Origin of the sequence: Streptomyces sp. NPDC050161 (assembly GCF_044460025.1) — a bacterium.
In the GTDB taxonomy this organism is placed as follows: domain Bacteria; phylum Actinomycetota; class Actinomycetes; order Streptomycetales; family Streptomycetaceae; genus Streptomyces.
The window spans coordinates 48901-63346 of the sequence record NZ_JBITJM010000008.1 but is presented as its reverse complement, the minus strand read 5'-3'; the positions used below and the strand labels follow the sequence as shown (position 1 = coordinate 63346).

Annotated in this window: 8 protein-coding genes; 3 read left to right on the top strand and 5 right to left on the bottom strand. The window is 70.4% G+C overall.

The genetic code is table 11. From position 1 onward, the window contains the following. Positions 1–141: 141 nt before the first annotated feature. Entirely contained in the window at positions 142–1572 is a 1431-nt protein-coding gene (locus ACIBK8_RS16040) for a ricin-type beta-trefoil lectin domain protein (protein ID WP_399042424.1), read from the top strand. Between the two features lie 381 nt (positions 1573–1953). After that, the gene (locus ACIBK8_RS16035) at positions 1954–4716 is read left to right on the top strand and encodes an AAA family ATPase (protein ID WP_399042423.1); all 2763 of its coding nucleotides are present in this window, start codon (positions 1954–1956) and stop codon (positions 4714–4716) included. On the opposite strand, the gene ACIBK8_RS16030 is transcribed toward ACIBK8_RS16035, so the two are convergent. Both ACIBK8_RS16030 and ACIBK8_RS16025 read right to left on the bottom strand, forming a co-directional pair. Further along, positions 4688–6313: a serine/threonine-protein kinase gene (locus ACIBK8_RS16030; protein ID WP_399042422.1), complete on the bottom strand. Its 1626-nt coding sequence runs from the start codon at positions 6311–6313 to the stop codon at positions 4688–4690. The two genes, ACIBK8_RS16035 and ACIBK8_RS16030, sit on opposite strands and share 29 nt — an antisense overlap. Before the next feature lie 201 nt (positions 6314–6514). Continuing rightward, entirely contained in the window at positions 6515–7279 is a 765-nt protein-coding gene (locus tag ACIBK8_RS16025) for a DUF1266 domain-containing protein (RefSeq protein ID WP_399042421.1), read from the bottom strand. Between the two features lie 197 nt (positions 7280–7476). On the opposite strand from ACIBK8_RS16025, the gene ACIBK8_RS16020 reads away from it, so the two are divergent. Next, entirely contained in the window at positions 7477–7803 is a 327-nt protein-coding gene (locus ACIBK8_RS16020) for a hypothetical protein (protein ID WP_399042420.1), read from the top strand. A gap of 712 nt (positions 7804–8515) precedes the next feature. On the opposite strand, the gene ACIBK8_RS16015 is transcribed toward ACIBK8_RS16020, so the two are convergent. From ACIBK8_RS16015 to ACIBK8_RS16005, 3 genes are all read right to left on the bottom strand, one after another. Then, on the bottom strand, positions 8516–8923 hold the full coding sequence (locus tag ACIBK8_RS16015) for a hypothetical protein (protein ID WP_399042419.1): 408 nt from the start codon (positions 8921–8923) through the stop codon (positions 8516–8518). Positions 8924–9036: 113 nt separating this feature from the next. Continuing rightward, positions 9037–9435, bottom strand: a complete 399-nt coding sequence (locus ACIBK8_RS16010) for a hypothetical protein (RefSeq protein ID WP_399042418.1) — start codon at positions 9433–9435, stop codon at positions 9037–9039. Positions 9436–9847: 412 nt separating this feature from the next. After that, a complete protein-coding gene (locus ACIBK8_RS16005) occupies positions 9848–12640 on the bottom strand; it encodes an AAA domain-containing protein (protein WP_399042417.1) in 2793 nt (930 codons plus the stop codon). Positions 12641–14446 lie beyond the last annotated feature (1806 nt).

The window sequence follows — 14446 nt, the reverse complement described above, 5'->3', positions numbered from 1 at the left end:
GAAACCGCGCGAAAGCCGGTCGCCGTCCGGCGGGCCCCAGTCGAGGAGTTGAAGGTGACACAGCCCAGCCGACCCGCCGATCGAGGTCCTCGCCCCGGCAACTGGCTTACCCGGTTGTTCGGTAGGCGGAAACCCGACCCTTTGGCGGGTGGCCTGCGCGCCGATCACGGCCTGTGGACGGTCGACCGCGTGATGCGCGTCATGGCCACGGCCTGCGCGCGGGAGAACCGGGAGGTCCCGGTGGCCCACGCGGTCATCGTGGGATCCGACACCGTGCGGTTCCTCCTCAAGACTCCCGACGCGCGGCCCCCGGCGGGCTGGACCGCCGATCACGACGCGCGTGCCTGGTACGCCCAGCTGCGCTGGGTACAGACCGCGGAGGTCACCGAGTCGCTGCCGGAGCCGTACCCGCAGCTGGTCTCCATCGGCAGCAACAGCCAGGGCTTCGCGCTGCTCAACCTCGGCAAGTCGGGCGGCATCATCGCCCTGGAGGGCGACAGCCGGCGCGCCAGGGGGCTCGTCCAGGACTGGACCCGTGAGCTGACCACCAACCCGTGGTCACGGGGTGTCCAGGTGGTCCGGGTCGGTTTCAAGCCCGGCACCGCGGACCCGATAGGGACGACCGAGGTACAGAACCTGGCCGACGCCGCGTCGGCGCTGGCCCAGCCGTCCGGCGGGGTGCTGATCCTGGCGAGCATGCCGGGCGGGCGGGACCGGGAGCGCGTCCATTACCTGGCTGACCACCCGAAGACACCGTGGTCGGTGGTGGTCCTGGGCCGCGGCGACCGCCCGCGGTGGCGGTTCACCATCGACTCCAGGGGCCTGATCGACACCCGGCTGCTGCCCGAGCCCGTGCATCATCCGCTGAACCCGGCGCTGGACACCCCGCCCCTCGCGGACGACGTCAAGGACGTCACGGTCACCCCGGTGCCCCAGTCGGCCGCGGGCTCCGCCGGCCGTCCCTTCCCCGAGAACCCCGGCCCCAAGCCGCCGTCCACGCGCCGCCGCACCACCATCATCGCCGCGTCCGTGGCCGCCGCCTGCGTCGTGGCCGCCGCCCTCGTCTTCACCTTCACCAACATGTCCGCCCAGGACTCCACCGCCGCCGGACACGCCACAACCGCCCCCGGCGCAACCACCCCTCCATCACCCCCCGCCACCGCGACCACCCCCGACACCCCGAACTCCCCGCCCCCTCAGGACCCCCAGAACGCCCCGGGCGCCCCCCTGCTGAACACCGCAAAGAACACCTGCCTCACCGGCGGCGCCGGGTCCGACGGCACCCCCCTGGCCCTGGCCCCCTGCGACGGCGCCGCCAACCAGCAGTGGAAGGTCACCGACGACGGCACCATCCGCACCAAGAACCTGTGCATGGACGCCGCCGCGGGCGCCACCACCGTCGGCACCACCGTCCAGATCGCGAACTGCAGCGGAAACCCCGCCCAGCAGTTCTCCCTGCGCGACGGCACCATCCACTCGACCCAGGCCGACAAGTGCCTGAAGGACGTCAACGGCCACATCCAGCTGTTTCCTTGCAGCAAGGAGGGGGCTGAGGCCTTCCAGCCGAAGTAGCGGTCACGTGGGCGTCCAACGGCCTTGTGGACGCCCGGTGTGCAGAGGTGCACAGCCGCTGGGTGGCCCGGAAGCCCTCGTGGCCGAGGAGGCGCTGGACCCCGGAGAACGAGGCGCCCTTCCCGACCGGCCACGAGGCACGGGTGTGACGGCACCATAGGGGCGGTGCGTAAAGCCGACGAGCCGTCGCCTCGGTCGAGGCGACGGCTCGCGTACGGACTGGGCGAGGAGCGGTCGTGAGGTGCCGGCGCCCACAACGGCAACAGGGTCATGACATGTAGCCTGATCCGGATGTAGAGCATCCGATGAGACTCCGCAGCACAGGATTTCACTCCCCGGTACCGGGCTCGTCATCGGTACGGAAGAGGCTGGGAGGCCCCGGTGGAGCGCGCGGATCCCGTCCCCTTCGTCGGCAGGGCACCGGAGCTGGCGACGCTCGACGCGCTGCTCGACGCCTCCCGCGATTCCGGGCTCACGGTCGTCGATCTGACCGGCGAGCCAGGCATCGGCAAGAGCCGCCTGCTGGGCCGGTTCACGCAGCGGGCACGGCGACGCGGCTCCGTGGTGCTGCGCGGCCGGGCCACGGAGCCCGAGCGGAGCAGCCCGCTCCAGCCGTTCGCCGACGCGCTCACCGACCTCGGCGAGGAAGAGGCAAGGGCGCACCCGGCACTGGCCACGCTCACCGCCGGTCATTCCCCCCGGGACGTCGCACAGGCTCTCGCGCGGACCCGGCCGCCCGGGGTCGTGATCGTCCTGGACGATCTGCACTGGGCGGACGCCGCGTCGGTGCGCCTCATCGACCATCTGGTGCGCCACCCCGTGGCGGCGCCCGTGCTGGTCGTCGCCGCACGGCGGGTCCGCCAGTCACCGCCGGGGCTGTCCGCCACTCTCGCCCGGGGCGCCGACATGGGTGCCGTGGCCCGGCTCGACGTGGGAACTCCGGGTCCTGAGGAGTTCCCGCCCGGCACCGAAGCGGCGTACGCGGACAGTGCCGGCAATCCGCTGTACCTGCGGGCTCTGGCCGGAGCGGGGCCCGGTGGCGGCACCGCCCTCTCGGTCCTGTCCGTGGTACTGGACGAGCTGGCGCCGCTCACGCCCCTGGAACGGCAGGTCGTCGAGGCCGTCTGTGTGCTCGGGACACAGGCCACCACCGAGCTCGCCGCGACGCTCGTCGAGACCGAAGGACCCGATCTCGTCGCGGCGCTCCGTGGCGTCGTGGCGCGCGATCTGGTGCGGCCGGGCATCGACGGGCACGGCCTCGCGGCCCGCCATCCGGTCTTCGCCCGGCTCGTCCTCGACGGGCTCGACCCGTGGCGGCGCCGCGAGCTGCACCGGCGCGCCGCCGAAGCACTGGCCGATGCCGGCGCCCCGGCCTCGGTACGTGCCGACCACATCGAGCGGACGCTGACCCGGTGGGAACCGGAGGAAGGTGCCGTCCTCGTGGAGGCCGCCGTGCAGAGCGCCGTCACCGATCCCGCGGCCACGGCGCGACGGCTCGCCGCAGCGCTGCGGCTGCTGCCCGAGCACCTGCCCCACCATCGCGCCACGCGCAGCGAGTTGATGCTGCTGCGAGCCCGGTCCCTCGGCGCCGCCGGAGCCGTGAAGGAGAGCCGTGATCTGCTGCACGAGCTGATCGCCCTCCGGCCGCCCGGCCCCGGAGGCGACGACGAACTGCGCACCGCCGCCGTGCTGTTGTGCGCGTTCATGGAGCGGCACCTGTACCGCTACCCGGAGGCCGACGCCCTGCTGCGCCGTGAACTGGACCGCCGGCCGGGGCCCCCTCCTCCGCAGCGCGACGCCCTGGTCGTCGAATGGGGTAACCATTCCCCGTTCGCCACCCGGTTCCCCTTCGTGCGCGAGGAGTTGGCGCGTACCCTCGCCTCGACCCGGGCGCGCGGCGACGAGCTCGGCGAGGCCGAAGCGCTGACGCTCGCCGCGCTGGGCGAGGCGTACGAGGGGGAGACGGACGCGGCACGGCGGTACGCCGACGCGGGGGCGGCACTGACCGACGTGCTCCCGGACGCCCATCTGGTCGGGCTCGGCGAACCGATGGTCCGGCTGGCGTGGAGCGAGGTGTTCGTCGACCGGTACGCGGACGCGCTGCGGCACACGGAACGGGGCACCGAGATCGCGCGACGCAGCGGGCGGCCCTTCACCCTGTCCCAGCTCAACCTGTGTGCCGCGTACGCCCATTGCCAGCAGGGGCGGGTGACCGAGGCGCTGCGGCTCGCCGACGAGTCCGTCGCCGTGGCCCGCACCCTGGGCGGCGGCGAACGGCTCGGCTTCAGCCTCGCGATGCGCGCCACGGTCCTGCTGCAGGCACGGCCGCCGGGCGACCCGGAGGTGCTCGCCGAGGCCGAGGAGGCGGTCGCCGCCGTGGGCGCGGTCGAGGGCTGGTGGGCGACGCTGGCGCGCTGCCTGGTCGCGTACGCCGTTCAGGGCGCGGGCGACCCGCACCGGGTGCGGGACGTGCTGCTGAGTGCGGGCGGCGGGCGCGACCTGCCGCGCGTACAGCCCTCGGTACGCCCCAACTTCCTTGAACTGCTGGCCGGTTCGGCGCTGGAGACGGGCGATGTCGCCGATGCCGAGCACTGGGCGCGCCTTGCGTGTGCCGAGGCGCGGCGGCTCGACGTGCCGACGCAGACCGGGGCCGCGTTGCGGGCCTTCGGCATGGTCGAGGCCCGGCGGGGCCGGCCGGCCGCCGCCGCTCGGGCGTTCACCGAGGCGGCCGATGAGAGCGCCCGCTCCGGCGCCGGGCTGCGCGAGGCGCACAGTGCGCTGCTGGCCGTGCCGTACGCGAAGGCGGCCGGGGACGACGCGGGGGCGGCGGCCCTGTGGCGGCGCGGGCATCGGATCGCCGCCGACGGCGGGGCGGTGCTGCTGCTCGCCCTCGCCGACCGGCTCCGCCCGGCCGAGCCCGAAGTCCCGGACGTGCTGGGCGAGTTGTCCCGCCGTGAGCGCGAGGTCGCCGACCTGGTCGCGGCGGGACTGAGCAACCAGGCCGTCGCCGAGAAGCTGCATCTCAGTACGCGGACCGTCGAGAGCCATGTGGCCCGCGTCTACCGCAAGACCGGGATCGGCTCCCGGGCGGCGCTCGTCGCGCTCATGACGCGGATCAGCCCTCCTGAGGGTGGACTGCGATGACCTTCCCGTCCACGTCCGCCTTCAGGTAGGCGGAGCCGTAGTCGTCGGACAGGTACACGCTGATGCCGGGTCCGGTGTGAAAGAGGGTCGACGGCGGGTTCAGCACGAGGTAGCGGCTGGTGGGCTTGTCGACGCCGAGTTCGGCCTCGGCCCGCTTCAGGAGCTTCGGCACGGCGTCCCAGTCGATGTCTTCGAGGTCGGTGGCGACGGTCCCCGACATGACGGTGCCGCCCACGCCGTCGCGCACGGCGACGTCTTCGCCCGTGTAGGCGAACCGGTCGTAACGCTTGGTGCTGCCCTTGACGAGCGCCTGCGCGGTGACCGATTCGGGGTGGACGATGAAGCTGGTGGCCTTCGACGTGCCCATCACCGGCTTCAGTTCGGCGATGGCCTTACGGATGCCGTCCGGTGTCAACAGGTCCTTCTCCTTGGGGGACTTGGCGGTTCCGGGGACCGTTGCCGGTGGAGCGGTGGCCGCGGCCCGCCCCGCCGCGTCGCCCGTCGAGTCCGGGAGCCACGACCACACCATGGACCCGAGAGGGATGCCGATCGAGAGGACGAGAGCGACGACGCCGAAGGCGGCGAGGGCCGCACGCCGACGGGAGGGCTGGTACGGCGCGTCGGTGCGGATCGGTGCGGATGCCTGCCCGGGTTCGTCCACGGGCTCGGGCGGGGCGATCCGGAAGGACGTGGCGTCGGCCGGAGCGGTGGGGGGAACACGATCCGCGGGGCCCGGTTCAGGAGCCGCCGACGGGCCGCCGAGGCCGATCGGCTCACCTGCCACGTGGGCGAGTTGCCGATCCAGCGTCGCCGCGTCGGGACGCGCCGCCGGATCGTGCACGAGCAGCGACATGAGGACGTCGGTCAGCGGACCCGCACACCGGGGTTCGGGCACCTCGTCGTGCAGCACAGCCGCGAGCGTGGCGAGGGTGCTGCCCCGGCGCAGCGGGTTTCGGCCCTCCACGGCGACGTAGAGGAGCATGCCGAGCGACCACAGGTCGGCGGCCGGTCCGCCGACCCGGCCGCGGACCCGCTCGGGCGCCATGTAGTCAGGCGACCCGATGACCGAGTCGGTGGCCGTCAGGCGCGTGGCCCCCTGGAGGGCGGCGATGCCGAAGTCGGTGAGGACGGGGCGGCCGTCGGGGCGCAGCAGGACGTTCGCGGGTTTCACGTCGCGGTGCTCGATGCCGTGCGCGTGCGCGGCGACGAGGGCGGCGAGCAGGTCACGGCCGAGGCGGGCCGCGTCCGTGGGTGTCATCGGGCCGCGGTCGAAGCGGTCCTGGAGGGAGCCGCCGGTGACCAGTTCCATCACCAACCACGGGTAGGTGTCGGAGCCGCCGTCGATGATGTGGTGGATGGTGACCACGTTCGGGTGGTCGACGCGGGCCAGGGCGCGGGCCTCACGCAGGACACGGGCGCGCAGGGTGCGTACGCTCTCCGCGTCCTCGTCGACGCTCTGCGGACGGACCTCCTTGAGGGCGACGTCGCGGTGGAGCGCCAGGTCGCGGGCGCGCCACACGGTGCCCATGCCGCCGCCCCCGAGCCGTTGCGCCAACTCGAAACGGTCATCGATCACCCGTGGACCGTTGGCGTTCACCGGCCGGACTCCTCACTCAGGGCCTGCCGGGCGGCCCCGGCGTGCTGCGGCCATGCGCGCAGGGAGACCTCGGGGCCGGAGTGCAGGCGACGTGACGGGAGGTCGACGGGTCCGCGCGGAGCGACGGGGAAGGTGTGGGTCCGGGACATGACAGCGTGCGGGGATCTTTCCTACGGAGGGGGACGGAGGGGACGGGGGGGGTTACCAGGCCAGTCGCTTCCAGGGACTGCCGTCGTCGGCCAGCAGCTCCTTGGCCGCCCGCTCGAACTTCTCCACGTCGTCCCCGGCCTTGGTCTGGTCGAAGCGCTTGGCGCCCAACTGCCAGAACAGCCGCCCGGTGCGGAACGCGGACTCGTACTCCTCCCAGGACCGGTACGCGGACCGGGCGAGCTCCACCGCCTGCTCCATCGCCGCCCACGCCTCGTCCGGCTCGACGAACCCCGCGTCCGAGAAGATCCGGCTCACGTGAACGACGCGGGCGGCGTCCCACGCGACGATGCTGCGCGGCAGCGGCTCGGGGCTGCCGTAGGTGACGAGGTTGCCGTAGTAGTGGGCGCCGTTGATGAACTGGTTGCGCAGCCGCGTCGGGTCGAGGTCGTGGCGCAGGGCGAGTTCGGGCAGTTCGCGCAGGGCGCGCTCGTGCGGCTCCTTGAGCGCCGCGCGCTTGCGGGTGGGGGCCACCGCCAGGTACGCCTCCAGGTACGGCAGCAGCATCCGGTACGCGACGTCGTGCCCGCCGCCGAGCAGGTAGCGGTACGTGGCACGCGCCGACTCCGCGTCGACGGTGTCCCACGATCCCTTCGCCAGCCTCGCCGCGGTGCCCGCGTCGGCCTCCATGGTGAGGGCGTTGATCGGCAGATGCCCCTCGACCGCGTACATGGCGCCGAGGGCCAGGCCGCGGTCCTGCCCGGGGGTGAGAGCGGGGGCGCCTTCCAGGACGTTGTACGTGGTAGCGCCGGAGAACATGTCACGAAGAGAACTGAACAGACCCATGACAGCGGAGCCTGCCGATCCCGGCGGGCTCCGCACATCCGTGTAACTACGGATTCGACTACGTAAAGATGCTCTGACGTGCAGTCTTTCCGCATCGAGCGTGCGAGGGTGAGGGCGTCAGGCGTTGCGCCGGCGATCAGCTCGGCCATACCCGCGCGAGGGGCACATCCATGATCACGTTCGTCGTCGCTCTCTCCATCGCTCTCGCCGTGGGCGGCATCGCCCACATCGTCCGCCTCTTCATCCGCGACCACAGGATCGAGACGCACGGGCGGGACATTCAGGCCCTGGTGGAGGCAGTTCGCTATCTGAGCTCGAACGACAGCGGTGCCTCCACCATCTGGTATCGCCTCTCGTGGCAGGAGGACGGCACGACCAGGCAGGTGGAAGGCCGGGACACCATCCCCGCCTTTTACTCATCGAGAGTGCAGAAAGGCTGTGTGGTCACCATCAAGTACCTGGATGACGACCACCTTCACTTCGACTTCCACACGTAGCCGATTCCGTCCTCACGAGCGTCGAAACAGCGTCAGAACCTCACCGGCAACGCCCACACCACACGCCATACGCCACACGCCATACGCCATACGCCCCGAAGGAACCGCAGGTCAGGCCCGCTTGGCCGTCGGCTCCAGGATCGCCACGCACTCCACATGATGCGTAACCGGGAAGATGTCGGCCTGAGCGCATCACGGAAAAACCCAGGTCAGACACCATTTCTCAGCTCGCCGTCCTGCGTGTGGGTACCTGGAGCGTCAAACGAGCGTCACAGCCGACAGTCGGTGAACAGGCTGCCAAAGCCAGCTCTCCCCGCGGGTCAGCCTCCGCAGGCTCCGGACGCCAGCTCACGTCATGCCCCGCACCATATGTCCGACCGACATCATGGAGCCATGCCCGCCAGCCGCGAGCTGGTCAAGCACGGGCTGGCCGGGACCGGGACACCTCCCAAGAGGAGCTGCCCGCCCTCGGTGCAGAGCGGGCCCTGGAGGGATACTCCGTCACCATCGCGGCAGAGCTCGGGGACGGCCGCCACCCTGGGGAGACGGTGCGGGAGCGACAACGACCTGCCCACTCCCACAAGGCGGGCAGGTGCCAGGCCAAGAAGCGGGCCCCTGCTCCTCCCCTGGAAGCCGGCAAGGCGAAGCAACCCCTGATCGGGACCAGATGTCGTCCTTCGATCCCGATAAGTGCTCCCTGGGCTGGTACGGGTCAGCCGTCCTTCGGCAGGCTCGCGTACGAGAAGGAGCACCGAACCCGGCCATCGGCCGCAGGACGAGGCGCACCTGCTCGGCGGATCTGGAGCGCCGTGCCCGCCAGCTCTTCCCACAGTGACACCGTTCCTCCGGCCGCCCCGAACGAGAGGTACGGCCGCTCGGGACGGAGCACGCCACTTCGGCTGCCGAGTTTCGCCGCGGGGACCGTCGGCCCGACGCACGTCCACTCCGGCGTCACCCCGAAGTACGAAGGCGGATCCGTCTTCCGAACTGCGGCCGTGCGGAAGTCCTCCACCGCTTCTCCCGCCGAGTCCAGCGCGCACATCGCCACCACCGTCACCTGGGTGAGGACGTACAGCGGGACGCCGAGCCGTTCGACAGGGCTGACGAACGGGGCGTGCACATGCTTCGCGATCCCTCACAGAGCCGGGACGAACAGGGCGTACCTGAGCAAGATCGACAGCTTCACCGCCGATGCGGCCTGCCAGATCCCCGAAACGTCGAGGTCATAGGGTGTCAGCCCGAGACTGTCCGCGTACAACGCGTGCAGCACACGACAGCCGTGAACACGAGCGGTGCCGCCCAGGCTAGCCATTCGCCCCACGTCCACTGGCGGACCAGCAGCCAGATCCCTCCCACCGTCGCCGTGATGGCAAAGAGCGACAGCATCTCCACCGGGGTCCAGCCTCTGTCGTCCTCCATGCCCGCGCCGAACGCGACAACAAGGAGGTAGACAGACACCACACCGGCCATGAAAAGGCTCGCCACGCGACCGCCGGCCGCGAACATGCCATACGCCAATCGGGCTCCTCCGGCAAAGCACAACACCGCTGCACCGGCCCACACCCAGATCCGCACACCGCTGTGGTGCCGGGCGACCACGGCACAGAAGGTCATGGCGAGCAGCCAGGCCACGAGGCGGAACGTACGACGCCGACTGTCTTCGTCGCGACGCGGCACGATGTGCCTTCGCTCCCGGCCGTAGAGCGGCCGTACGTTGTGACAACCCTCGGAGCGGAACCGCCGGGCAAGTCCATGCGGGAGAGCCGGCGGGCTTCCGACGACGAGCACCAGCACACGCTGGTCGTAACGAATCCCCGGCATCAGCTCCCCCTCTCACCGGGCTCCGAAGGTACAGCGGCCTACGATGTGACGGTCACGGTGGAAGGAAGCCACTCCTGCGAGGAAACGGACGTGAAGACATGTCACCGGAGGACAGCGGCAGCCACCACGCACCCCAGCCGAAGGATCAGCTGTCCTTGTACGGCCGCTATCTGGCCGCAAGCGTCTGACGGCCGGGGTACCGCGCAGCGCCCGGCATCAGCGGCTATGGCAGCCAGCGCGCCGCCTGCTCCCGGGTGAACTTGGCCGCGTCGACCCACCAGTGCTCGGCCTCTTTGTCCCACCGGGCTCTGAGCAGGCGCTTCGCCTCGTCCTTCTGCGCATACGGGACTTTGAGGTACAGGCGGCCGTTTCGGATCAGCCCCGGGTACACCTTGTCGGCCTCCTCCGCTCGCTGGGCCGGCACCTCGGGCGCCGGAGCAGCCTGCTCGGCCGGGCGCCACGGCCCCCGCGCCGGGCGTTCCATGCGGGTGCGCTCCATCAGCCGCCGTACGCGGTCGCAGGAGGCCGGGTCGGTGTAGCGCATCATCAAATCCGTCGGCCCGATGTTCGCGAGCAGGTTCTTCGAACCGTGCCACAGGACCGAACCGTCGAGGATGAGAACCTTCTCGTGCATGCGGTCGCGGAACTCAACCCGGCAGCCGACAGCCTCCAGTTGCTGCACGAGTTCCCGGTGCCGTGCCACGCGGGACGGTTCCTGCTGCTCTTCCGGAGGGCGGGTGAAGACCGTCACCTGGATACCGGCAGCCGTCCTCGGCCCGAGCATCCGGGCCCACCGGCGGACCGGAGGCGCATCCATGAACGCCGAGTACAGCTCGATGCTGCGCCGGGCGCGCTCCACGTCCCACTCCACCGCGCTCAAGACCTCGCTGTGTTCGAAGAACGCGGGCCGTGCCAGCTCCTCCTCCGACAGAACGGCAAGCTGGTCCGCATCCCGGATGGGGATCAGCTGATCGGCGGAGATGGTCTGCGCGTGCGCTTCCAAATGGTCGATCATCGCCAATGCCTCGCTGTGCGGGGCCAGGTGCTTGCGCAGGAAGGCGACGTCCGCCACGACGACCAAGTGGTCCTGGGCCCGGCTGAGAGCGACGTTGAGAAGGCGGCAGGTCTGCGAGGACAGCCCCGTTCCGCTGTAGAAGAAGCCGGGGTCCTTGCCGGCGCCCGCCACTGTGTCGAGGAGCACGACGGGGCGCTGGCTGCCCTGGAACCGGTGGACGGTGTCGACCAGGCCGTCGTAATCCTCCCCGAATCGGTGGGCCAGGCTGCTCTTGAGGGCCTTGACCTGCTCCCGGTACGGCGAGATGACGGCGAGCCGGTCGGTCGCCCGTTCTCCCTCGGGGACCTCCTGCCACTTGCGGCCGGGGAGGACTCTCTCGAACTGGAGCCCTCGGACCAGTTCGTGGATGACGGCGGCATGGACAGCGTTCGTCATGTGGGGCTTGCGACCGCCGCCGGCTATCCGACGGCCGGATGTGTCGATCAGGATCACCGGGGAGTCGATGAGCGGGGTGAACGGCAGGCGGCTCGTTTCGCCCCGCCCGGTCCTGAGCGGTGCGTCGGAGTACGCCACCTCGTTGACGACCGCGCAGATCGGTTCCCTCATCCGATACTGAGTGTCGAGCGCCACCAGCCGAGGGTCCTGGCCCACCCGACCGGAAGGGTCGACCAGACCGGCGGCGTGGAAGGCGTCTCGCGCTGTCCATTCGCGGGAGTGGGCCCGCTCCTCCTCGCTCGCCTCCCGGTCGCTGTCGCCCTTGGTCACGGCGGGCAACTGCCGGAAGTCGCCCGCCACGATCACGCGCTTGCGGGCGAGACCGGCGGCGAACCATGCCGAGGGCAGGTTGACCATTCCGGCCTCGTCGATCACCACGACATCGATCTCGTCGAGCAGCTTCCTCGACTGGACGGCTCTGGCCACGGTCGCTCCGAGCACCCGGCAGTGGGACCGGACCTCGTCCTGAATGCGCTTGCGTTTCTGCCCGAGCTCGTCGATGAGCTTCTGGAGTGCGACGGCGGACTCGACGACGGTCTGCCGGGGCGGGATCCCCACGACGGCGGCGTAGGCCCCGGAGAGGACGCGGCGGGCTTCGGCCGCCTGCTTCTCGCCCGCCGTGTGGCGACGGACGGCGCGCGCGACAGCCTCCCTGGCCTGTGCCGCGCGGTCCTCTTCGGCCGCCAGGGCCGTCCAGAGGTCACTCAGTTTCGCCGCTCTGCGCTCCGCACGGAATCCGGTCGGGGATCCCACTTTCTCCATCTTCAAACGCAGTTGTACGGTCAGGGTGTCCGCTGTCGCCACCGTCCGAGCCGCCGCAGCGTGGTCGCGACCGGCCTCGGCCATCTCCGCCGTGGCGGTGGCCAGGTCCGACTCCAGGTCCCGGACGCGGTCGTGCAGGGCGATCGCCGCCCTCGCGCCCTTGAGTTGGTCGGTAGCCGTGCCGATCTGCCGGTCGATGCTCTCCACGAGCAGAGCGGCGATACGGGCAGGGTCGACCTGGTCGCCGTAGCGGCTGCGCAGCGACGGCAGGACGATGTTCCCGGCCCTCTGGACGATTCCCTCGGCGAAGCCCTCCTCGTGCTCCAGCAGGGAGCACATCCGCTCCAGCGCCTGGTCCACTGCGACGTTCGTGGGGGCGAGGAAGAGGACCCTGAGCCCTTGGCGGAAACTGCCTTCGACGATGTGGCCGACGACATCCGTCTTGCCGGTGCCGGGCGGCCCCCACAGGAAGAGCACGTCGCTGGCGAGGGCCTGTGCGACGGCGTCACGCTGACGCGGGTTCAGCTGGAGTCCCGCCCAGTTCGCCACCCATCGCCCCGGGTCCTCGGCACGGCCGGTACGGGGGTTGCCCCGCCCGACCAGCCAGCCGGCGTGGCCAGGATCGACGGGGCTGTCCTGCCCGCCGGCCGTCTCCAGGCGTTCAGCCAGGGCGGCCCAGCCGGCCGCGTCGTCCTTGCGGATCTGGACGTTCGCGGGCGCGATTCCGAGATCGGCTCTCGTCACGAGCCGTACGGTCCCGTCCGGAGCGCGGGATGCCTCGGCCGGATCCCATGCTTTCCGGGAACGTGACGGCCGGGCGAGGACGGGGACACCGTCCAGGCTGTCCTGCCAAGTGCGGCACTCGAAGAGATACTCGCGTGTCCCCCCGGAGTGCGCGAGAAGCCGCCCCTTGGAGAGGGCAACCTTCACGGCCCCGTCGGCGTCGCTCCGGTGTTCCGCAAGGATCTCGGCGCGCACCGCCGTCAGAAACTCCTCAACGGGATACGGATGCCCCGTCTCGGTCATGTATACCGCTCCCCCAAAATCGCCCCCACAGGTCCGAAGACTGTACGTGAGAGTGCCGCCGCCGAGCGGGGCGCTCGACGGCACTGGCCAGTCACTGGCTGGAATCATTCGCGGACCGTCATTGCCAGGAGCGATGTCGACAGCTCCGTATATCGTTGACGCAGCTCACCGACCTGGTGTGAATCAGGGGAGAACGTCGTGAGGCCCACTCTGGCCGCCGCGCAGTTACGGGACGTCTCACCCAGTACTTCACAACGACGTACGCGCTCACCGGCGAGCACACCCAGCGGGCGCTGGAGAGGTGTCTGGAGCATCCCGAGACCGGGATGCTCCGCGGTCCCTTTCTGCGGATGAGCTCCCTTCCACGAGGCCGAGGCCGGCTGGGAGAAGCACCTGGAGTGGGTTCCAGGGTTCGCCCCGTATCGGCATCAGACGAAGGCGTACGAGCGGCTGAGCACGCTCCACGGCCCGCCCTGCCGACGCTGGTCACGACGGGCACGGGTTCCGGGAAGACCGAGTCCTTCCTCGTCCCGGCGCTCGACCACTGCCGCGCCGTGAGAGGGCCCTGGGCCGGCGTGGGGGCAAGGCCGTTCTGCTGTATCCGATGAACGCGCTCGCCTCGGACCAGGCGGGCCGCATCGGCGAGTACCTCGCACAGCCGGAGTTCGCCCAGGCTTGCCACCAGCGGTGCAGGGCGGCGGCGGGGGTGAGCCAGGGGCGGTCCACGCGTAAAGCCCTGGGGCGGCAGGGCATTTGGGGCTAGCGGGGTGTGGCGGTGCCCCCTCTCTGGCCCGGTATCGGGGCAGGGATCCGGTGCGGTGGTGTCCGGCGCCCCGGGCGGGACGAGCCATTGGTTCCAGCAGAGGGAGAACGCTCAGTTGTCGCCGAGGTCGATTCGTGAGCGGTTTCGGGGTTTGAAGCGCACGATGCGGCTTTCATCGCCGAAGGCGCGCTGGACACCGGAGAGACCGTGGGCGAAGCGCAGCGGGCCGTCTACGAGGCCCGTTGCCGATTGCCTTTCAGGTGCCGAGATTGGTCCAGGTCTGCACGTCGGGCCTGCGGCCGTATTCGATGCGACTTTCGAACGCTGACGATAAACACCAAGCCTTACGCACGACACGTTCCGATCAGCCTGACGTGCAGAGAGCCACGTGGCACCTCACATTCTCATTACGCGTGAGTAAATCGGCAAAACCATCGCGCGTCGGGGTCACCCACAACGTAGTAAAGGCGTAGTTCTTTCCCTTCTCCCTCGACGCTCATCGCCCAAGTGTAATCGGTCGGACTCTTTTTTCGGTTCGCCGGAGTGGTATCGGAGCCGTCGATCTGCGCTTGCCCGACCTTCGCGTCACGCGATATTCCGTTCGTTATGGCTACTTGCACAAAGCGCCCATCGGCTACGGTGCGGCCACCTTCGTAAGGGCTAAGGATCCGCCAACTCCCTTTTCCGGAAATACTCCAGTGGTCCTCGAAATCCATTTCTTGTCCTCGAAGCCGCACTGCCGTCACCTCCCCCCCTTTCCT